This is a genomic window from Gilliamella sp. B14384G12, assembly GCF_016101825.1.
GTDB lineage: Bacteria > Pseudomonadota > Gammaproteobacteria > Enterobacterales > Orbaceae > Gilliamella > Gilliamella apicola_N.
In genome coordinates this window covers 451,075-472,992 of sequence record NZ_JACFPU010000001.1, presented here as the reverse complement: position 1 = coordinate 472,992, position 21,918 = coordinate 451,075, and the positions used below count along the sequence as shown (strand labels likewise).

Sequence of the window (21,918 nt, the reverse complement as noted above, 5' to 3'; positions counted from 1 at the left end):
AGGTATAAGCGTGAGTATAAATTTACCCACGCTTATTGTGGTGATTGGCTATAATTATTCATCATCCATATATTTGCTGGAATCGGCATAATTATCAAATCGAGAAAAGTGACCTTGGAACTTTAACCGAACTTTACCGATTGGACCGTTTCTTTGTTTACCTAATATAATTTCAGCAATCCCTTTATGTTCAGATGCCTCATTATAAACTTCATCACGATAAATAAACATAATGACGTCAGCATCTTGTTCAATAGAGCCCGATTCACGTAAATCTGAATTCACTGGACGTTTATCCGCTCGTTGTTCTAAACTACGGTTTAGCTGTGATAGAGCTACTACCGGAATTTGTAACTCTTTTGCTAACGCTTTTAATGAACGTGAAATTTCGGCAATTTCGAGAGTTCGGTTTTCAGAAATATTTGGCACACGCATCAACTGTAAGTAATCAACCATGATCATACTTAAACCTTTATGTTCACGATAAATACGTCTAGCCCGTGATCGCAGTTCCATTGGCGTTAAACCTGCAGAATCATCAATATAAATATTTTTCTTTTCAAGTAATAATCCCATCGTACTGGAAATTCTTGCCCAATCATCGTCTTGCAATTGTCCTGTTCGAATGCGTGTTTGATCAACACGCGATAACGAGGCAAGCATACGCATCATAATTTGCTCTGATGGCATCTCTAAACTAAATATTAGTACGGGTTTTTCTTGCGTCATTGCTGCGTTTTCACATAAATTCATTGCAAATGTGGTTTTACCCATTGATGGTCTTGCAGCAATAATAATTAAATCTGAACGTTGTAAACCAGCCGTTTTTTTATCTAAATCAATATAACCCGTTGAAACGCCCGTCACCCCGTCATGTGGACGTTGGAACAGTTCTTCAATTTTAGCAACCGTTGCTTCAAGCACTTCAGTGATACTTTTTGGACCTTCGCCCTGTTTGGTTCGACTTTCAGCAATTTGAAAGATTTTACTTTCTGCTAAATCTAATATTTCGTTACTATCTCGACCTTCTGTGGCATAACAGTTATCAGCGATTTCATTTGAAGCGCTAATTAATTCACGCAAAATTGCCTGCTGTCGAATAATCTCACTATAAGCAACCACATTAATCGCACTTGGCGTGTTTTTAGAAAGCTCAGCTAAGTATGCAAATCCCCCCACATCCGTTAATAGATCTTTGCTCTCTAAACTTTCCGATAAAGTGATTAAATCAATCGGTGTACCTTTGCTAATCAGCGAATGCATTTCTGAAAAAATCAGCTGATGATGGCGCGAATAAAAATCACGATCCAAAATCATTTCAGCAACCGTATCCCAACGTTGATTATCAAGCATCAAACTACCAAGTACAGCTTGTTCTGCCTCAATTGAATGCGGAGGCATCTTGATATTATGTAGATTTGATTTTTTCGACTCTTGATTTCTAGAATCTCTGCTTAAGCTTGTTTCATCTGTATTCATTACGTTCATCTTTTTTTAAACTAATTTATCGTTAAGCTTATTCACTTACGCTAAAAATAATGGCCCTAATGCAAGATTAGGTATTTGATACTCATCTGGATAATCCACTTGAACTAAATATAATCCTTCAGGTTTAGCGGTTGCTGCCGCTTGAGTCCTGTCTTTTATTTGTAGAAGTTCATTAATCCATATTGGCGGTTTATTGCCTACGCCAACTTCAAGTAAACTACCTACTATATTGCGAACCATATGGTGAACAAATGCATTAGCTTTAATATCAACAATGATATATTCGCCCTGCCTTGTTACTTCAATATGATGAATATTACGCCAAGGTGTTCGTGATTGACATTGTGCCGCTCTAAATGATGAAAAATCATTTTCACCTAATAGATACTGTGCGGCTTGATGCATCAATGCCTCATTCAAAGGCAAATAATAGTGTGAAACACCTTTGGCCAAAATTGCTGGACGATAACGGTTATTATAAATGACATAACGGTAACGCCGAGCTGTTGCACTAAACCGAGCATGAAAGCTATCATCGACCACTTGCGACCAACGCACGGCAATATTTATCGGTAAATGTGCATTGACCCCCATTGTCCAAGCAGTTTCAGATCGTATAGCTTGGGTTTCAAAATGCACAACTTGTCCTGTTGCGTGCACGCCCGCATCGGTTCGACCTGCACAAAATAGGTTTATTGGCTCATTAGCGACAGTCGATAATGCTGATTCTAATCTTGCTTGGATAGAATCAACTGATTGCTGACGTTGCCAACCAAAATAGCCACTACCATCATATTCAATACCTAAAGCGATTTTAGAGGTAGTCATTAATTAGGATCTCAAGCGTCTCTATCAACATTAATGCACCTAAATAGCGAACATTGTCAGCTACTGACCAAAATTGAATTTGTTCATAATGCCCATAACTATGCCGTAAATTAGACAATTTTATTGTCAATTGAGATTCTGATTCGGCACTGACTTCCGTAACGGGTGTTGGTAAGTTACCTTCTTGTACCTCAACACCATATTCACCAAATCGCGCCATATCTAATTCAATCGGTAAGCTACTCGATACATTTATTGCTTGTGCAAGCCCATAAAATACTGGCACCACAACAGATTCAATCGAAACTGGTAAATCATAATTATTAAGAACTTTGCGAATTTGATTAATCTGTGATTTCTCACCTAAAGTCGCATCATCACGTTCATGTGATATTGGTAATAAATTAAAAGCCAATTGTTTATCAAACAGTTCATTATCAACTGGCATACCATTAAGTAGACGTGCACTTTGTCCTGCTAGTTCATCAACACCTGGCTTACCGTAGAGCGATGCAGGAATGAAACTGGTTGCATGTAAATTGGTTAATAATTCAGTATCTGTTAACGATGCCACACAACGCAATAACTGACATACCGTCGCACTTGCCACTGCAACAATATTATCATTACGGTATTCAGTTAACACATTGTTGTTAACTTTAGGTACAATTAATGGAATATGATCTTGAGTAGCAAAATAACCACTAGCATCAATAACAACGCAACCAGAATCGGTCGCTACTTGCGCATATTTTTCACTCGTTTTTGCACCAGCAACAAAAAAGGCAAAATGGCACTGACTCCAGTCCATTTGTGCACTATCAATAACCGTTAAGTTTTTACCCGCAAAGCGCACAATTTCGCCAGCACTATTATCACTTCCAACTAAATAAAGATTTTCAATCTGAAAATTATGTTTTTGCGCACTATCAGTTTGTGCTTCGTCTGTTTGAACACAATGTTCTTGTAACAATTCAACTAGCGCAGAACCTACTTGTCCTGTCGCACCAACAATCGCAATATTCCATGCAGACATATTTAATAACCCAAATAAAAAAGTTTAGTAGTAATTATATCACTATATCTTAAATATAGCGGAAAAAGATACTTCGCAATGATATTGGCATTTGTTCTTTTTACCATTATTCATATAAAAGGAGTTGATTAGACTAGGTTTTAAAAAAAACTTAATGTCAGTTTTTAATAATTTTTTTATAACTCTAACAAATTTTTTGGAACATTGATCGACAAAAATAATCTTTCTCAGTTACTAATTGAATAAACATCGTAAAATTAAAACGATTATAAAACGAATTTAGAAACATCTACCATGGCAAAAAAAACATTATCAACCATTGCTAAACAAGCCAATTTATCCATTGCTTCCGTGTCGAGAGTTTTAAAAAAACCACATTTAACCTCACCCATGACACAATCTAAAGTTTATCAAGCTATTGAGGAGCTCAACATTGATATTCATAATAATTTTAAACCACATAATGATCATAATAGCAGTAATAAAATATTAGTGTTGGACAATCAATTTATCACAAGAACATTAATCAACTACGGTTTAGAGCAAACGTTAACTCAAACTGGTTTTGCAATTTTTTACTTTCGCTTTCCCTATCAAACAAAAAAAGACATCCATTATTTAATCAAATACATTAGTCAAAATTCCTTTGCTGGTATTTTAGTTATTAATGATGCGCCTTATTTGCAGGAACTTGAGCATTTTAAGAAAGCTTTACCGCCTATTGTGTTAGTTAATCACTTTTCTTTAAACTTTATATGTGTTCATTTTGATCATTTAGTGATTGGACATCAAATAACCCAATATTTGCTCAATAATTCTCACTCAAAAATTGCAGTGCTATTTAATGATAACAATAAAATCAGTTCAACACTTTTTTTACAAGGCTACAAACAAGCTTTATTAAGAGCAAATATTACCATTAACAAAGACTATCTTATCGAAGATTGCTTTACCTATGAACATGGCAGAGCGGCGATTAAACAATTAATAAATAGTAACCATCCCCCTACCGCTATTATCTGTTGTGATAATGTTAATCTAAATTATTTAGATGAAAGATTTCAAAACCATCCATCTTTTTCAACAAATTATAGTGTTATCTTAGGCGCATTACATCAAGCAAAAGAGAGTGAAATTCAGCTACCTCAACCGATTACAATAACTTATCTTAGCCACTCAACAGATAGGCAATACAATGAATTAGATAAGCTAAGTCGTGTTAATAAACCCATGTATAAAATGGGTCAAGAAGCCGCAACCTTGCTTTGCCAATATATAAGAAATGAATTAGCTACAACTAAACGCTACCATATTATTGAAACAGAGACATTTTTTTATTAAAAATAGTAAATTATACTGTGTTAATTTAACTCAATTTAGCCAATTCATTCACTTAAACATGATTAAATATTATGAAGTTGATATTAATCGTTTTGGTGATAATTTATTAAACAGTTGTATTCCTGCTCCAATAAATTGTTCATCTTGATAGATTCTTACCAATGTTTCAACTGCTTTACTAGTATCAAGTTCAATCGTTCGACCCAATAAAATATCATCACCTTGAGCATGTGTCAGTATTACTTTAGGACAATCTTGTAATGGACTATCGACGGGCATTAAGAGTTGATCTTTATCGTTCATCTCTTCTAATGTTTCTAACGTGACCATATTTTCAATAGGATAGTTGGATACTTGCAAACGTCTTAAATAAATAACGTGTGCGCCACAACCAAGTCGTTCACCCAGATCATCAACAATTGTGCGGATATAAGTTCCTTTAGAACAATGTATCTCTAACGTCAATTCGTTTTTTTCAACATCAAATTGAATAAATTCATTTTTATAAACAGTGATAGGTCTAGCTTCGCGATCAATTATAATACCTTGACGAGCATACTCATAAAGTGGCTTACCTTGATATTTTAACGCTGAAAACATTGTTGGTACTTGTAAAATATCACCACGAAAATGTGTTAAAGCTTCATTGATTTGCGATTCAGTTATATCAACTGGTTTGGTGCTAACTATTTGACCATCAGCATCAGAAGTATCAGTTCGTTCACCAAGTTTAGCAATGACACGATAGCACTTATCAGAATCTAACAAATATTGAGAAAATTTGGTCGCTTCACCAAAGCAAATTGGTAACATACCCGTTGCTAATGGATCAAGCGCTCCGGTATGCCCTGCTTTTTTCGCATTAAACAATCGTTTTACTTTTTGCAGCGCGTCGTTTGACGTCAAGCCTTGTGGTTTATCTAGCAATAAAACGCCGTGAAGATCACGGCGCGTTTTTTTTATATTCATCATCTTTTTATACTGAAACGTATAGTTAACCTGAAACTTTTTTACAAAAAATTAGAAGTTATTTGTAAAATTAATCTTTATGACGCTCGTTATCTTGCTTAATAACATTCGTTACTAAATTAGACATATGCATACCTTTTACCAGAGATTCATCATAAAAGAATTTAATCTCAGGAATAATACGTAAGCTCATGGCTTTACCAATTAAAGTACGAATGTAGCCTTTCGCATCGTTAAGCACTTTTAAACCTTGCTCGATAACTTGCGGGTCTTCATCATTTAAAAAAGTTACAAAAACTTTAGCATATGAAAGATCACGTGAAATATCTACGCCAGAAACCGTTACCATACCTAAACGAGGATCTTTGATTTCTCGTTGCAAGATGATTGCAATTTCTTTTTGTAATTCATGTCCGACTCGAGATGAACGATTAAATGCTTTTGCCATATCTATTTTCCTTTAAATATAAATAAGCAAGGCTTAAACCTTGCTTATAAAAGACAGCGTAATGACTAAATCGTACGTTTGATTTCGATAGTTTCAAACACTTCAATAGTATCGCCAACGCGAACATCATTATAGTTACGTACGCCAATACCACATTCCATACCATTACGAACTTCGTTGACATCATCTTTAAAGCGACGTAATGATTCAAGTTCGCCTTCATAGATAACCACGTTATCACGTAATACACGGATTGGATTATGACGTTTCACTACACCTTCCGTTACCATACAGCCAGCAATCGCACCAAATTTTGGTGATTTAAAGACATCACGTACTTCGGCAAGACCAATGATCTCTTGTTTGTACTCAGGTGCAAGCATACCGCTCATTGCTTGTTTAACTTCATCAATAAGATCATAAATTACTGAATAGTAGCGTAGATCTAAGTTTTCGGTTTCAACAACTTTACGCGCAGAGGCATCAGCACGTACGTTAAAGCCTAAAATAATTGCATTAGATGCTGCCGCAAGAGAAGCGTCAGTTTCAGTAATACCACCTACACCTGAACCAATAATTTTAACTTTAACTTCATCGGTTGATAGTTTAAGTAATGAATCGGAAATTGCTTCAACGGAACCTTGAACATCTGCTTTTAACACGATATTGAGTTCAGACACATCACCTTCGGTCATGTTGGTGAACATGTTTTCAAGTTTCGCTTTTTGTTGACGAGCTAATTTCACATCTCGGAACTTACCTTGTCGATAAAGCGCAACTTCACGAGCTTTCTTCTCATCACGTACAACAGTTGCTTCATCACCCGCTGATGGCACACCAGATAGACCAAGAATCTCAACTGGGATAGATGGACCCGCTTCTGTAACTTCTTTACCTAATTCATTGCGCATTGCACGAATTCGACCATACTCAAATCCACAAAGTACAATATCGCCTTTACGTAGAGTACCTGATTGAACGAGTACGGTAGCAACAGAACCACGACCTTTATCAAGGAATGATTCAATAACAACACCACTTGCCATTCCAGTTTCGTAAGCAGTTAATTCAAGTACTTCAGCTTGTAATAAGATCGCTTCAAGTAGTTGGTCGATACCCGTACCTGCTTTAGCTGAAACATGAACAAACTGAGTATCACCGCCCCAATCTTCTGACATAACGCCATATTGAGCCAATTCGCCTTTTACACGCTCAGGATCGGCTTCTGGTTTATCAATTTTATTTACAGCAACAACAATTGGCACATTCGCAGCTTTAGCATGCTGAATAGCTTCAATTGTTTGTGGCATTACACCATCATCAGCAGCAACAACAAGTACCACGATATCGGTCGCTTTCGCACCACGAGCACGCATTGAAGTAAATGCCGCATGGCCCGGAGTATCTAAGAAAGTTATCTCACCATTTGCAGTTTTAACATGATAAGCACCGATATGCTGAGTGATACCACCCGCTTCACCTGATGCTACTTTCGCTTTACGAATATAATCAAGTAACGATGTTTTACCATGGTCAACGTGTCCCATAATGGTTACAACAGGTGCACGTGCAACTTTTTCTGCACCAGTATCACGATCGCTCATAAGTGATTCTTCAAGCTCGTTTTCACGACGAAGTACCACTTTATGTCCCATTTCTTCAGCAACAAGCTGTGCTGTTTCTTGATCGATTACTTGGTTGATGGTTGCCATTGCGCCCATTTTCATCATGGTTTTAATGACTTCTGAGCCTTTAACAGCCATTTTATTGGCTAATTCAGCAACAGTAATTGTTTCACCAATCACAACATCACGGTTAACCGCTTGTACTGGTTTATTAAAGCTTTGTTGCAATGCGCTTTTACCTTTCTTTTTATGACCACTTCGGGTAACAGCTCGCGCTTCTTCACGTTCAGCTTTACCTTCAGAAAGTTTGCTACCTTTTTTCTGCTTAGTTTGTTTACCGTTGCGGCCACGCCCACGAGCGCTTTCTACTTCACGATCGGTATCGTCCTCAGCCGCTCTTGCATATTTAGAAGTGGTAACATGATAATCATCATCATCTGAATTGTCAGTCTCATCCGTATCACTGTATTGTTCTGCTAATTTACGTGCTTCTTCAGCCATACGTTTAGCGTCTTCTTCAAGTTTACGACGATTTTCTTCTTCTGCTTTTCGTTTAATTTCGTTAGCTTCGGCTTCTAAACGAGCCTTCTCTTCTTGTGCTTTTTTCACTTTAGGATCCACAGGGTGCGCTTGTTCTGTTTTAGCTACTTGCTTAGCTTTTTCTTCTTCAGCCTGAGCTTGTGCTTGAGCCTGAATTTCAGCTTGTTTTTTTGCTTCTTCTTCACGTTTCTTAGCTTCTTCTGCAGCTGCTAATCTCTCTTTTTCTTCCGCTTCTTGGCGGGCTTTCAATTCAGCTTCTTGCTTAATTTTTTCGGCTTCAAGACGAGCTTTCTCTTGTTCTGCTAGAAGTTCAGCCGGATCGCGCTTGACAAAAGTTCGTTTTTTACGAACTTCTACTTTAATTTCTTTGCTTTTACCGCCAGCACTTGACACATTTAAAGTTGAATGTGTTTTACGTTGCAACGTTAATTTGGTCGGACCTTGCTGAGGATTTAAATGCGCAAGCAAAGCTTCTTTTTCCTTTTGTGTAACAGTATCAGATGCTGTTTTTTTAATACCTGCATCGGCAAACTGTTGCAAAAGTGTTTGCACTGGAGTATTTATTTCCTGAGCCAGTGTTTCGATTGATACTTTGGTCATGTATAACTTTCCCTCAATTATTCATTTGCAAACCAACAAATATTACGTGCAGCCATAATAAAATCGCCAGCTTGTTTGCTTGTTAAACCTTCAATGTCGGCTAGATCGTCAGTACCTTGTTCAGCTAAATCTTCCAAAGTAGTTACGTCATGTTGTGCTAATTGATAGGCCAATTCTTGTGTCATACCTGCCAAATCTAATAAATCTTGAGCAGGTCTTTTGTCACCACTCGTCGCTAATGCCATTGTGGTTAATGCATCCTTTGCTCGACTTCTTAATGCTTCAACAAGTTCTTCATTGAGTTCTTCAATTTCAAGTAATTCATCAACAGGTACATAAGCAAGTTCTTCCAATGAAGTAAAGCCTTCTTCAACTAATAGTTGTGCAAGATCTTCTTCAATATCTAAATGCTTCATGAAATTACTAATTGAAGCAAAAGATTCTGCATGATGTTTTTCTTGTAAATCTTCGGTACTCATAACATTTAATGTCCAGCCCGTAAGCTGTGATGCTAAACGAATATTTTGCCCATTTCGACCAATTGCCTGTGGCAACGTATCGGCATTAACGGCGACATCCATAGTATGTTTATCTTCATCAACAACGATTGACACCACATCTGCAGGCGCCATAGCGTTAATTACGTATTGTGCTGGGTTATCATCCCATAAAACAATATCGATTCGCTCACCACCAAATTCATTTGATACCGCTTGAACACGTGCACCACGCATACCAACACAAGCACCAACTGGATCAATACGACGGTCATTGCTGCTAACTGCAATTTTGGCACGCGATCCTGGATCACGAGCAACACCTTTAATATCAATCATCTCTTCACCAATTTCTGGCACTTCGATACGGAATAATTCTTCCATCATCTCAGGGTTAGAACGACTGATACAAAGTTGTGCTGGTTTGTTATCTTGTTCAACAAGGTATAAAATACCACGAACACGGTCACCAATACGAAAGTTTTCACGTGGTAACATGTCATGACGTAACATCATTGCATCGGCATTATTACCTAAATCAAGAATTACACTATCACGGTTAGTTTTCTTGACAATACCCGTTACGATTTCACCAATGCGATTTCTGAACATGTCAATTACCATGGCTCGCTCAGCTTCACGTACTTTTTGTACAATAACTTGTTTCGCTGTTTGGGTAGTAATACGGTCAAATGCTACTGATTCAATCTGTTCTTGAACATAATCACCGAGTTGTACTGATGGATCTTCGTATTGTGCTGCTTCTAATGTTATTTCTTTCGTTGGTTGAGAGACATCGCTCACAACATGCCAACGACGGAATGTGTCATAATCGCCTGTTTTATGGTCGATTTTTACAATAACGTCAATATCCACATTCTGTTTCTTTTTAGTGGCTGTTGCTAATGCTGTTTCTAGCGCTTCAAAAATTTTGTCGCGCGTTAGTGCTTTTTCATTTGATACTGCTTCAACAACAGCTAAAATTTCTTTATTCATCCTTTACACCCGTACTCTATTTAAGGTTAAAATTAGGTACTATGTTTGCTTTCTGTATATTACTAAAAGCAAACACTTCATCATTATCTTCCACCGTTAATGTAATCATGTCATTATCAATGGATTTTATCCTACCTTTCCACTTGCGACGATTTGCAACAGGAATGCGTAAACTAATAGTGACTTCTTCACCAATAAAGCGTTGATAATGTTCAAGCGTAAACAGAGGTCTATCCATACCTGGAGATGAAACTTCAAGGTTATAGGCGTCTTTGATAGGGTCTTCAACATCAAGTACTGCGCTAATTTGTCGGCTAACATCAGCACAATCATCAACAGTTATACCATTTTCATTATCAATATAGACTCGAAGTACAGGATAACGACCACGAATGTATTCAACGCCAACTAACTCAAAACCAAGTGCATTTACTGGTTCTTGAATGATATCAGTTAATTGCTGTTCTATATTAGCCAAACAAACCTCCACTGCAGAAAATAAAAAAGGGCATAAAGCCCAACATTCTTTTTAAACTTACGCTTAAAATCACAACACGAAAAAAAACCTCGACATGCGAGGCTACATTTAAAAAACCAATTATAATGAAGCCACTTGAGTTGAACTTTCATGCAATAAAAAGGATTGATTGATTTATGAATGAAAATTTAAGTGGTTGCGGGGGCTGGATTTGAACCAACGACCTTCGGGTTATGAGCCCGACGAGCTACCAAGCTGCTCCACCCCGCGATAGATGACTGAGAATTATACTTCTTTTTGGATAAAATGCAACTTAAAATCACGCTAGTTTTATCAATTATGCTTAAAGTTTTTAAAAATAACACACTAGAACTTTGCTTGTGCATTCAGATAAATTAAGCATAATTGGTTACCTAATATTGGTATAAAAATCCATATTTCAAGTTTATTATACCAATGATAGTTCTTTAAATAAGATTACTTGCTTGTCGCCTGTTTCATCGTTTTAACAAAGCTCGCTAATTCACTCAGCATTTTATCTGTGTTATCCAGATTATGCTCAATAATTTTAACTGTAGCCGAACCCGCAATAGCCCCAGCAGCACCCGATTTAATGGCTTCACTGACTTGGAACGGTTCAGAAATACCAAATCCTTGAATCGCTGGCGGAGCACCATATTTATGCAATTTATCAAGTAAATGGGTTAAAGGCTTATTAGCACGATTTTCAGTACCTGTTACACCTGCACGCGAGACCAAATAAGTATAGCCTTTACCTTGTTTAGCAATATTCTTTATCACTTCATCATCTGCATTAGGCGGACAAATAAATATTGGGTCAATTCCATGTTTTTCAGCAGAATCGGTAAATTCTGGTGCATATTCCACAGGTAAATCAGCAATTAATACTGAATCGACGCCCGCTTTGGCACATTTAGCATAGAAGTTATCAATACCATTTTTGAACACCAAATTAGCATAAATTAGCAAACCTATTGGGATATCAGCATTTTGCTTTCTTATTTTACTTAAAATTTCAAATGATTTTTCAACACTAATACCACCTTTAAAAGCACGAATATTAGCATTTTGAATGGTTGGACCATCGGCCATTGGATCTGAAAATGGGATACCTAATTCTAAGGCGTCAGCACCTGCATCAATCAAGGTTTGGATAATTTCTAGCGAAAGATCAGGTGTTGGATCGCCAACCGGTACAAAAGGAACAAATGCACCACGTTTTTCCGCTGCTAAAGTTGCAAACAGTTTTTGATAACGGCTCATTGTATTTCTCCTTTTGCTTTTAAAACATCATAAACAGTAAATATATCTTTATCACCACGACCAGATAAGTTAACAATTAATAGTTGTTCTTTGTCTGGGTTTTCTTTAATCATTTTCATCGCGTAGGCTAATGCATGTGATGATTCAAGTGCGGGGATAATTCCTTCATGACGGGATAACTCTTTAAACGCATCAAGTGCTTCATCATCAGTAATAGAAACGTATTGCGCTCGACCAATGCTATCTAAATAAGCATGTTGTGGACCCACTGCTGGAAAATCAAGCCCTGCCGAAATTGAATAAGACTCTTCAATTTGCCCTTCGTCAGTCTGCATCATTGGGGTTTTCATTCCAAAATAGATGCCTAGTTTACCATGTTTTAATGAAGCCCCATGCTCGCCACTTTCAATACCATGTCCGCCGGGCTCAACACCAATTAATTTAACGGATTTATCATCAATAAAATTAGCAAACATACCAATTGCGTTAGATCCTCCACCAACACAAGCAATGACAGCATCAGGCAGACGGCCTTCACGCTCTAAAATTTGCTGTTTAGCTTCACGGCTGATCATTTGTTGAAATTCACGCACAATAGTTGGGAAAGGATGGGGACCCGCTGCTGTACCAAGCATATAGTGAGCGTGTTCATAGCTACCAGACCAATCGCGTAGCGCTTCATTACAAGCATCTTTCAACGTTGCTGAACCTGTTTCAACCGGGATCACTGTTGCGCCCATGAGCCGCATTCTAAAGACATTAGGTGCTTGACGTTGAACATCTTTAGCGCCCATATAAATTCGGCATTTTAAGCCTAATAGAGCACACGCTAAAGCGGAAGCAACACCATGCTGCCCCGCTCCAGTTTCAGCAATAATTTCGGTTTTACCCATGCGTTTAGCCAGTAAAGCTTGACCTAATACTTGATTGGTCTTGTGTGCTCCACCATGCACTAAATCTTCTCGTTTTAAATAAAGCTTAGTTTTAGTTCCCGCCGTTAGATTTTTACATAATGTCAGCGCGGTTGGTCGACCAGCATAATTAACTAATAGATCATTAAACTCTTTTTGGAAATCTGGATCATGTATCGCTGATAAAAAAGCTTGCTCAAGTTGTTCTAGTACAGGCATTAATATTTGGGGGACATATTGCCCACCAAATTCACCAAAATAAGGATTTAATTTAGACATAACCATTCCTTTTTATAATTAAAAATTAAATTTGTTCAAATACTGCGTTGATTTTCTGTTTATCTTTGATACCAGGTGCCTGTTCAACCCCTGAATTGAGATCAACCCCGAGTACACTGGTTGCAATAGCTAACTTAATATTTTCTGGATTGATGCCTCCAGCTAAAATCACATTACTTAACTCATGATTATCAAGTAATGACCAATCAAAACTTTTACCCGTTCCCCCCGCACCATTATCAAAGACATAACGTGAAACTAATGGATTGTGATGCTCAGGTATTGTGTCATCAATACTTAATGCTTTCCAAATTTGGCAGGTTAAAGGTAACTTTTCGCGTAAAGCTTGTATGTAGTTAGCATCTTCTTTACCATGCAATTGCACTGCATAAAGAGATAACTGCTCAGCAATTTGACATACTTCATCAATGTCTTGGTTTTTAAAAACGCCCACCCAATTAAGAGGTGCCGCCGACATCACACTACGGGCTTTATTGGGTTGAATATACCGCGGTGAACTGCTGACAAAAATCAACCCGCCATATACTGCTCCAGCTTGGTAAACATTGACCGCATCTTCGGCACGAGTTAACCCACAGACTTTATTTTCGCCCAACACGACTTTGCGAATGGCTAAATCTAAATTAGGCTCTGACATCAACGCGCTGCCAATTAAAAAGCCTTTAGCATACTGGCGCAGATCCTTTACTTGATTATGGGTATAAATTCCTGACTCGCTAATCACAATACGATCATCAGGGATCGTTTTCGATAAATCTTTAACTCGGTTTAAATCAACGGTTAGATCGCGCAAATTACGATTATTAATACCTATGACTTTCGCCCCTAATTTAATTGCCCGTTCTACTTCACTTTCAGTACTCGCTTCGGTTAAAACGCCCATATTAAGTCGATGAGCAACCTCACTTAACTGTTGATACTCATCATCTGTCACGACTGATAGCATTAATAAAATGGCATCAGCTTGGTAATAACGAGCCAAATAGATCTGATATTCATCAATAATAAAATCTTTACAAAGTACCGGTTGTGTCACTTCATTACGTACAATTGTCAAAAATTCAAAGCGACCTTGAAAATATTTTTCATCGGTCAAAACCGAAATAGCCGATGCATAATTTTTATAAATTTTAGCAATATTGGCGGGATCAAAATCCTCACGAATTAATCCTTTAGATGGCGAAGCCTTTTTACACTCTAAAATAAATGCAGTTTTAGCTTGATTTAAAGCTTGATAAAAATCACGATCACTGGGTTTCACCTCCGATTTAAAAATTGCAAGGGGCGTAGCTGCTTGCTGCTGAGATAACCAAATCTGCTTATCATGAATGATCTTTTTTAATACTGTTGCCATTTCAACATTTTTGGTTAATGCTGCAATTACCATATTCTTCTCCATCTATTATCTTGCTGCTAACTTTTGCAATAACTCGTAAGATTTACCGCTATGCATCATATCGATCGCGCGTTTAGCATTCTGTTTAAGGTCAGCTTGACCAAACAAACTCATCAACATCGCCACATTGACAGCAATTGCTGCTTCATGAGCAGGTTTACCATGACCTTGTAAAATCGCAATTAACATATCACGATTCATCTCTGGTGTACCGCCCTCAATATCTTTTAGCGTATAGGTTGGTAAACCAAAATCTTCTGGCGTTAAAGTAAAATAACGAATTTCGCCGTTTTTAACTTCCCCTACTTGAGTAGCGCCATGAATCGCTACCTCGTCCATACCCGCCCCATGTACCACATAAGCATGAGTATAGTTAAGCATTTTTAATGTTTCTGCAATAGGTTGGATTAAATCAGGATGATAAACCCCTAATAAAATACGTTTAGGACGAGATGGATTAATCAATGGCCCTAATACATTAAAAATAGTACGGGTTTTTAACTGTTGTCGTACTGGTGCTGCATGACGGAACCCAGAATGATACTGCTGGGCAAACAAGAAGCAAACACCTAGTTCATCTAAAGCTTTACGTGATGCTTCGGCTGGCATATTTAATTTAATGCCTAAAGCAGATAACACATCAGAAGATCCCGATTTGCTCGACACACCGCGATTACCATGTTTTGCCACTTTATAACCCAATGCAGCGGCTACAAAGGCACTGGCGGTTGAAATATTAATACTGTTCGTACCATCCCCACCCGTACCGACTATATCGGTAAAATCATAATCAGGTATATCAAAACTATCGGCATTTTCAAGCAAAGCCTGCGCTGCACCCGCAATTTCATCTGGTTTTTCGCCACGCACTTTCATACTGATGATAGCCGTTGCTAATACCGTTGGTTCAATTTTACCTTGAATGATGAGGTTGAAAAGTATTTTGCTCTCTGCCTGCGTAATTGTTTGGCCTAAATACAATTTATTTAATATTGGTTGAATATTGTATTCTTGTTTATCAACAATTGCTTTTTGCTGATTAGGTTCAGCTATTTTTTGTGGTGGATTAAGTGCCCAAGCTATGGTTTGCTCTAACAGTTTTACACCTTGAATGGTTAAAATGGATTCCGGATGAAACTGAAAACCACAAACTCGATCTTCATCATTGCGTACAGCCATTACAATATTGTTGCAAAGTGCATTGATCGTGAGCGTTTTGGGAATATTCTCACCTTTTAAAGAGTGATAACGCGCAACGGGCAATGGATTAGGCAACCCTGCAAACATCGCTTGCTCATCATGCTCAATAAGCGATGCCTTACCATGTAAAATATCACCCGCTGGCACAATACTGCCACCATAGGATTCAACAATAGCTTGATGCCCAAGGCAAATACCAATGATCGGTAATTTACCTTTTAACCGTTTTAACAGTTCAGGCATAGAGCCCGCTTCGCTTGGTGTGCCAGGACCAGGAGATAACATCAAAATAGGATTTTGCATTTGTGATAATTTTTCAATAATCACATCGGCAGGAATCGTATTACGATAGACAGTCACACAATGTTTGCTATTACGTAATTGATCAACCAAGTTATAAGTAAATGAATCAATATTATCAATAAATAAGATATTAGCCATTAGAATACACCCTCTACATTATGTGCTGCCATAATTGCCCTAACTACTGCGCGAGCTTTATTACGTGACTCATCTGATTCGGACTGAGGATCCGAATCCAACACCACACCCCCACCCGCTTGCACCGTGGCTATGCCATCTTCAACATAAGCACTGCGAATCACAATACAGGTATCAAGATCACCATTTGCGGTAAAATAACCTACTGCTCCGCCATAACTACCCCGTTTCACTTTTTCGGATTCGGCAATTAATTGCATTGCACGCACTTTTGGTGCGCCAGTTAGTGTACCCATATTCATCGTGGCTTTATAAGCATGTAATGCATCTAAATCTTGACGTAACTGCCCCACAACCCGCGAAACCAGATGCATCACAAACGAGTAACGATCGACTTTCAACAACTCTTTGGTATAACGTGTACCCGGCTCACAAATACGGGCTAAATCATTGCGGGCTAAATCAACCAGCATTAGGTGCTCGGCCAACTCTTTCTTATCGGTTCGCATCTCAAGTTCTAAACGACTGTCTAAATCATAGTCAATATCGCCATTCGCGGTCAGACCTCGTGGGCGCGTTCCCGCAATAGGGTAAATTTCAACTTGATTGGTAGCCTTAGTATATTTAAGTGCACTTTCAGGAGAAGCACCAAATAACACAAAATCTTTATCTTGCATATAAAACATATAAGGACTTGGATTATTGGTTTTTAGTACTTGATAAGCTGATAACGGTTTTGGACAAGGCAATGTAAAACGTCTTGATGGTACTGCTTGAAAAATCTCGCCTTGCTGAATGGCATCTTGCATTTTTTTTACGATGGTATTGAAATCATCATCGCTCTTATTGCAACTTACATCAATTTTGGCAAGCGATTGGCTATCAATTGGTTTCATCGGTTTGCTTAACGTTGTTTGTAGTTCATCTAATCTTTGTGTTAATCGTTCAATTTCTTTAGTGTCAGACGTAAATGCTGACGCTTTTAAAATGGATAGATGATCTTTATGATTTATTTCTAATAGTGTTTCAGCTAAATAAAAACAGAAGTCTTGGCAACGCTGTTCAGAAGATAAAATTGGTAGATTTTCAAATCCCGCGACCAAATCATAACAAAATAATCCGCCAACAAAAACAGCATCTGGACTGGAATTTTCTGGTACATTAACGACTGTTAATAAGGTTCTTAATGCATCAAATACCGACAAAGATTTCAAACGTGAATCCTCATCTTGCAGATGATCAATATCAGGAAAAACTAATGTTAATATTTGCGCATTAGCGAACGTTTTAACCACTTTATCGTCAACGGCTTGTTGCAACAAAGGTAATAGTTTTTCACCATTGGTTGTTAACGCTTCAATAGTGACTTTGGTATTCAGCGCTGAAATGCGCAAAGCACTATCAACAATCATCACACTTTTAATGCCTTGCTTATTATCAATTTCAGCCGATTCAAGCAGCAATGTCGCAGGTCGGCTGTCACACAATTGATAAAACACCTGAGTCGGATCTTGATAATAACCGATGGTTTTGGTTATTTGAGTTAATGTTGGCTTATTCATTGTTGACTCTCTATGTTTAAATTTTTATTCAGACGAATTCTTTTAATATCCTGAAACTAAAAAACCCGCACTAAGCGGGTTTTGCGAAAAAGACCATCCATCATCACATTACCCGCAAAATGAACCACACCACCAACCAAAGTAAGTGAATGCACGAGTAATAAGATGTAACGATTGTATTTTCATGATGTTATCGGTATAAAATAAATATTGTACTATTAAACTAGTTCAATGATGCAATGTCAAGTGAATATTTTATGTTCGATGAATAAAAATTAATTTTTATAAGATAAAAAAGCGCGTTGATTAATCCGCGCTTTTTATTGTTAACGTAATGGCATTTCCGATTGAACTACTTTAATCGGCTTGCTTCTGGTTCTAGATTGAGAGGTTCTTACATGGTTTGTGATCCACAATTTATGGTGAGGTTGACATTGAGGACCTAAATAGATCTTTTCAAGATAATCTTCTATTTTGCCATAATTAACAAATAGACTATTTGCATAAGCATAATCTTTCGGTGCTTGTATTAACTCATCAGCAATATTGGTAATATAAAACATCCGACATTCATCTTCATCCTCAAAGGCGGCATGCTTGACTAAGCATGAGATAGGCATCAATGCTAAAGCAATCAATTGATCCAAATTAGTTATTTTTTCGATTATCTCTTTTTGCTTAGGTTCTTCAGGATTTTTCAAAGAATGAATAATTTCTTCAATTTGTTGTAATTTTTCTCTAACTGTATTTATTTTTGCTTCTTCATTTAGCGAGTCTAAATAATTATTCCACTTAGCATCAATATTTTCAGCAGAATCACTTTGATGTTCTAAATAAAAGGAGTACTTGTTACGTTTAGCAATACTAATGTAACCATTTTTTGGATCAAAGTAGAGACAACGGAATAAAGGCAAAGAACCAACAGAAGATGTAATATTTTTTTCCGCAACAGTTTCAGAATTTTTTTGGTCTAAATTTTCTTTTAAATCATTCCTCTTGTTATCGCTCTTTTGATTCAAATTTTCATTTGAATTATTTAATCCCATAGTTGTAACTACGCTTTTAACTGAATCATTTATTGCTAAACCAAAGTCTGCATTATTGAAAAAATAATTAATACTCGCAGGATTAATACTTCTATTAATATCATCACCAAAAAACTTTTTATCGAAAACCAAACTGACACTTGAACCGACAATATTGTTTTCATTACCATAAAGCCTGAACTGATTTAATGAATTATGATTAAATGAAAAACTTGCTAAAAAAGTTTTGATTTCATTATCTTTTTCAGTCTTAACATCTAACCAATCAGTTAAAACTTGGTTTTCTGTCGGATCATTCATAAAATCAACCACATTTAAACGAAAATCACTTGTTTTATTTTTTTGTTTATCTTTTAAAAGATTAAATAACACTTCTGGTTTGGTATAATGAGCCACTTGTCGTTCAAATGTTAGTCCATTAATATTTTTAGATTCATTTAAATTAAACGTTACAAGTAATTCCTCTTGTATCTCAATCGTTAATTTTCTAATATCACAAATTTTGACAACCAAATTATTTCGTTGTTCCTCTTCAAATATTGATGAATTTTTATTGCTAATCACGGATAACATCACTTGAGCAATAATATAACTTTGAAATGAATTATCAGAATAAGCCACATTTTGATAATATTCTTCTGATGATTTTAATTTATTTTGCATTTTGTTAAAAAAAACATTATCACCTAATTTACATTGTGCTAAAGCATATGCCTTTGGACTATCTTCCTTTTCAACTTTTAAATAATAGCGTTCAGACTTTTTAATATCGTTTTTTTCTTCTCGGTAAATATTACCTAACTTCAATTGTGCAAAAGCATATAAGTTTGAACTATCTTCCTTTTTAACTTTTAAATAATAGCGCTCAGACTTTTCAATATCGTTTTTTTCTTCTCGGTATATATCACCTAAAATCAATTGTGCAACAGCATATAATTCTGGATTATCTTGCTTTTCAATATTTAAATAATAGTGTTCAGCCTTCTTAATATTGTATTTTTTGTAGATATTACCTAAACTAAATTGTGCAACAGCATATAATTCAGGATTATCTTGCTTTTCAATATTTAAATAATAGTGTTCAGACTTTTCAATACCGTTTTTTTCTTTTCGGTAAATATCACCTAAAATCAATCGTGCAACAGCATATAATTCTGGATTATCTTGCTTTTCAATATTTAAATAATAGTGTTCAGCATTCTTAATATTGTATTTTTTGTAGATATTACCTAAACTAAATTGTGCAATAGCATATGCCTTTGGATTATCTTGCTTTTCAACATTCAAAAAACACCGTTCTGCCTGTTCAATATCATGTTTTTCATTTGTGTAAATTACACCTAAATTCAATTGTGCTTGAGCATATACCTTTGGATTATCTTGCTTTTCAACATTTAAATAACAGTGTTCCGCCTTTTCTTTATTGTTTTTATCATATTGATAGATATAGCCTAAGCAAAATTGTGCCTTAGCGTATATCTCTGGATTATCTTGCTTTTTAATATTTAAAAAATGTTTTATTGCTTGTTGCCAATCTTTTTTATATTTGTAATAAATTTCACCCAATACTAACTGAGCCTGTGCATATTTTTTCTTACTATCTTGCCGAGTAATTTTTTTGAGTTGCTCAATTCGTTGTTGGATTTTTAATTCTGTTTTTTGTTGTTTCATTCCAATTCCTTTTTTATTATTTTTATATTCAATTAATAGTATTTTAGGTATTACACTGTTAATAATATTAGGTATACTTTTTAGTCATTTGATTTTATCAACAATTAAATAAAATACGAAAATATTTTGTTAATGGATTTTATTTTAAACAATGTTGTTATAAATATGTTTATGTTTATAAGAAGAATCAATGCAAGAAGCTATTTTAATTTCATATAGTTATGTAAATTAATAATTTGTCAAAGTACCTTATAGCGATTAAAATGATTTACACTTTTAAATTATCCCCAAAAACTAGAGAATTTAACTTATGCCTATATTTTATCTTCTTATTGCAGTGATTGTTTTACTTGCTGTAGTAACTGTTTTTAAAGCCATTACCATTGTGCCGCAAGGATACCAATATACTATTGAGCGTTTTGGTAAATATACTCACACTCTTGAACCGGGTTTAAATATTATTATTCCTTTTATGGATGGTGTAGGTCGTAAAATCAATATGATGGAACAAGTGCTTGATATTCCATCTCAAGAAGTCATTTCTAAAGATAATGCTAATGTGCAAATTGATGCAGTTTGCTTTATTCAAGTACAAGATGCTGCAAGAGCCGCTTATCAAGTCAATCAACTTGAACGTGCTGTGATTAATCTTATGATGACTAACATTCGTACCGTACTTGGTAGTATGGAGCTTGATGAGATGTTATCACAACGTGATCACATTAACTCAAAATTACTGAGTATTGTTGATGATGCAACCAGTCCTTGGGGCATTAAAATTACCCGTATTGAAATCCGCGATGTGCGCCCACCGGCAGAATTGATTGCAGCCATGAATGCACAAATGAAAGCTGAGCGTAATAAGCGTGCTGAAATCCTAGAAGCAGAAGGGATACGCCAAGCCGCTATTTTACGTTCCGAGGGTGAAAAACAGTCTGAAATTTTAAAAGCCGAGGGTGAAAAACAGGCCGCATTTTTACAAGCTGAGGCTCGTGAACGTGCCGCAGAAGCGGAAGCAAAAGCAACACAAATGGTTTCGGATGCGATTGCCGCTGGTAATATTAATGCAATTAACTATTTTGTTGCCCAAAAATATACTGAGGCATTACAACAGATCGGCGCTTCAGATAACAGTAAAGTGGTAATGATGCCGCTTGACGCTTCATCTCTTATGGGAAGCATTGGCGGTATTGCCGAATTAATTAAAAATTCTAAATAATCGGTATTAAATTAAGTTTAAGTAACACAAATTTCCTAGCTG

16 protein-coding genes and 1 tRNA gene are annotated in these 21,918 nt (G+C 36.4%); 2 read left to right on the top strand and 15 right to left on the bottom strand.

Translation table 11 applies throughout. The features are described 5' to 3' along the window. Window positions 1–54 precede the first annotated feature (54 nt). Genes dnaB through H3S73_RS02100 form a run of 3 tightly spaced genes read right to left on the bottom strand, consistent with a single transcriptional unit; the run spans window position 55 to window position 3,352 of the window. The gene (gene dnaB / locus H3S73_RS02110; RefSeq protein ID WP_198235777.1) at window positions 55–1,479 is read right to left on the bottom strand and encodes a replicative DNA helicase; all 1,425 of its coding nucleotides are present in this window, start codon (window positions 1,477–1,479) and stop codon (window positions 55–57) included. A 45-nt stretch (window positions 1,480–1,524) separates the two neighbouring features. Then, the gene (truA, locus tag H3S73_RS02105; RefSeq protein WP_086308836.1) at window positions 1,525–2,316 is read right to left on the bottom strand and encodes a tRNA pseudouridine(38-40) synthase TruA; all 792 of its coding nucleotides are present in this window, start codon (window positions 2,314–2,316) and stop codon (window positions 1,525–1,527) included. Continuing rightward, a complete protein-coding gene (locus tag H3S73_RS02100; protein WP_198235776.1) occupies window positions 2,303–3,352 on the bottom strand; it encodes an aspartate-semialdehyde dehydrogenase in 1,050 nt (349 codons plus the stop codon). Before H3S73_RS02100 ends, truA begins: the two co-directional genes overlap by 14 nt. A 294-nt stretch (window positions 3,353–3,646) precedes the next feature. Here H3S73_RS02100 and H3S73_RS02095 point away from each other — a divergent pair, with 294 nt between their 5' ends. Beyond that, complete coding sequence (locus H3S73_RS02095) at window positions 3,647–4,693, top strand: LacI family DNA-binding transcriptional regulator (protein ID WP_198228589.1); 1,047 nt, start codon at window positions 3,647–3,649, stop codon at window positions 4,691–4,693. A 69-nt stretch (window positions 4,694–4,762) separates the two neighbouring features. Here the strand turns inward: H3S73_RS02095 and truB are convergent, their stop codons facing one another. The 12 genes from truB to H3S73_RS02035 all read right to left on the bottom strand — a co-directional run bounded on the left by truB (window position 4,763) and on the right by H3S73_RS02035 (window position 20,657). Beyond that, window positions 4,763–5,665, bottom strand: coding sequence for a tRNA pseudouridine(55) synthase TruB (gene truB / locus H3S73_RS02090; RefSeq protein ID WP_198235775.1), 903 nt, complete (start codon window positions 5,663–5,665; stop codon window positions 4,763–4,765). Between the two features lie 67 nt (window positions 5,666–5,732). Beyond that, window positions 5,733–6,110, bottom strand: a complete 378-nt coding sequence (gene rbfA / locus H3S73_RS02085) for a 30S ribosome-binding factor RbfA (protein WP_039127604.1) — start codon at window positions 6,108–6,110, stop codon at window positions 5,733–5,735. 65 nt (window positions 6,111–6,175) lie between these two features. Next, on the bottom strand, window positions 6,176–8,875 hold the full coding sequence (gene infB / locus H3S73_RS02080; RefSeq protein WP_198235774.1) for a translation initiation factor IF-2: 2,700 nt from the start codon (window positions 8,873–8,875) through the stop codon (window positions 6,176–6,178). A 17-nt stretch (window positions 8,876–8,892) separates the two neighbouring features. Next, window positions 8,893–10,368 carry a transcription termination factor NusA gene (gene nusA / locus H3S73_RS02075; protein ID WP_039127608.1) on the bottom strand — a complete coding sequence of 492 codons (1,476 nt, stop codon included), beginning with the start codon at window positions 10,366–10,368 and terminating at the stop codon, window positions 8,893–8,895. Between the two features lie 16 nt (window positions 10,369–10,384). Next, window positions 10,385–10,846: a ribosome maturation factor RimP gene (rimP, locus tag H3S73_RS02070; protein ID WP_025316054.1), complete on the bottom strand. Its 462-nt coding sequence runs from the start codon at window positions 10,844–10,846 to the stop codon at window positions 10,385–10,387. A gap of 193 nt (window positions 10,847–11,039) precedes the next feature. Beyond that, window positions 11,040–11,116 (bottom strand) — tRNA-Met (locus tag H3S73_RS02065). Window positions 11,117–11,323: 207 nt separating this feature from the next. Next, window positions 11,324–12,130 (bottom strand): tryptophan synthase subunit alpha, encoded by an 807-nt coding sequence (gene trpA / locus H3S73_RS02060; RefSeq protein ID WP_198235773.1) that lies wholly within the window; start codon window positions 12,128–12,130, stop codon window positions 11,324–11,326. After that, a complete protein-coding gene (trpB, locus tag H3S73_RS02055; protein ID WP_039127618.1) occupies window positions 12,127–13,320 on the bottom strand; it encodes a tryptophan synthase subunit beta in 1,194 nt (397 codons plus the stop codon). The genes trpA and trpB overlap by 4 nt, the downstream gene beginning before the upstream one ends. Window positions 13,321–13,345: 25 nt before the next feature. Beyond that, entirely contained in the window at window positions 13,346–14,728 is a 1,383-nt protein-coding gene (trpCF, locus tag H3S73_RS02050; protein WP_232352903.1) for a bifunctional indole-3-glycerol-phosphate synthase TrpC/phosphoribosylanthranilate isomerase TrpF, read from the bottom strand. A gap of 15 nt (window positions 14,729–14,743) precedes the next feature. Then, complete coding sequence (trpD, locus tag H3S73_RS02045) at window positions 14,744–16,378, bottom strand: bifunctional anthranilate synthase glutamate amidotransferase component TrpG/anthranilate phosphoribosyltransferase TrpD (RefSeq protein ID WP_198235771.1); 1,635 nt, start codon at window positions 16,376–16,378, stop codon at window positions 14,744–14,746. Further along, window positions 16,378–17,940 (bottom strand): anthranilate synthase component 1, encoded by a 1,563-nt coding sequence (locus H3S73_RS02040; RefSeq protein WP_198235770.1) that lies wholly within the window; start codon window positions 17,938–17,940, stop codon window positions 16,378–16,380. Before H3S73_RS02040 ends, trpD begins: the two co-directional genes overlap by 1 nt. Window positions 17,941–18,266: 326 nt before the next feature. Beyond that, on the bottom strand, window positions 18,267–20,657 hold the full coding sequence (locus H3S73_RS02035) for a lipopolysaccharide assembly protein LapB (RefSeq protein WP_198235769.1): 2,391 nt from the start codon (window positions 20,655–20,657) through the stop codon (window positions 18,267–18,269). Window positions 20,658–20,967: 310 nt separating this feature from the next. Between H3S73_RS02035 and H3S73_RS02030 the strand changes: the two genes are divergently transcribed. Next, entirely contained in the window at window positions 20,968–21,876 is a 909-nt protein-coding gene (locus H3S73_RS02030; RefSeq protein WP_039127625.1) for an SPFH domain-containing protein, read from the top strand. The last annotated feature ends 42 nt before the right edge of the window (window positions 21,877–21,918 follow it).

What these genes read in the sequence shown, in the direction of transcription:
- dnaB (WP_198235777.1), bottom strand. Translation starts at nt 1,479, where the DNA reads ATGAATACAGATGAAACAAGCTTAAGCAGAGATTCTAGAAATCAAGAG.
- truA (WP_086308836.1), bottom strand. Translation starts at nt 2,316, where the DNA reads ATGACTACCTCTAAAATCGCTTTAGGTATTGAATATGATGGTAGTGGC.
- H3S73_RS02100 (WP_198235776.1), bottom strand. Translation starts at nt 3,352, where the DNA reads ATGTCTGCATGGAATATTGCGATTGTTGGTGCGACAGGACAAGTAGGT.
- H3S73_RS02095 (WP_198228589.1), top strand. Translation starts at nt 3,647, where the DNA reads ATGGCAAAAAAAACATTATCAACCATTGCTAAACAAGCCAATTTATCC.
- truB (WP_198235775.1), bottom strand. Translation starts at nt 5,665, where the DNA reads ATGATGAATATAAAAAAAACGCGCCGTGATCTTCACGGCGTTTTATTG.
- rbfA (WP_039127604.1), bottom strand. Translation starts at nt 6,110, where the DNA reads ATGGCAAAAGCATTTAATCGTTCATCTCGAGTCGGACATGAATTACAA.
- infB (WP_198235774.1), bottom strand. Translation starts at nt 8,875, where the DNA reads ATGACCAAAGTATCAATCGAAACACTGGCTCAGGAAATAAATACTCCA.
- nusA (WP_039127608.1), bottom strand. Translation starts at nt 10,368, where the DNA reads ATGAATAAAGAAATTTTAGCTGTTGTTGAAGCAGTATCAAATGAAAAA.
- trpA (WP_198235773.1), bottom strand. Translation starts at nt 12,130, where the DNA reads ATGAGCCGTTATCAAAAACTGTTTGCAACTTTAGCAGCGGAAAAACGT.
- trpB (WP_039127618.1), bottom strand. Translation starts at nt 13,320, where the DNA reads ATGTCTAAATTAAATCCTTATTTTGGTGAATTTGGTGGGCAATATGTC.
- trpCF (WP_232352903.1), bottom strand. Translation starts at nt 14,728, where the DNA reads ATGGTAATTGCAGCATTAACCAAAAATGTTGAAATGGCAACAGTATTA.
- trpD (WP_198235771.1), bottom strand. Translation starts at nt 16,378, where the DNA reads ATGGCTAATATCTTATTTATTGATAATATTGATTCATTTACTTATAAC.
- H3S73_RS02040 (WP_198235770.1), bottom strand. Translation starts at nt 17,940, where the DNA reads ATGAATAAGCCAACATTAACTCAAATAACCAAAACCATCGGTTATTAT.
- H3S73_RS02035 (WP_198235769.1), bottom strand. Translation starts at nt 20,657, where the DNA reads ATGAAACAACAAAAAACAGAATTAAAAATCCAACAACGAATTGAGCAA.
- H3S73_RS02030 (WP_039127625.1), top strand. Translation starts at nt 20,968, where the DNA reads ATGCCTATATTTTATCTTCTTATTGCAGTGATTGTTTTACTTGCTGTA.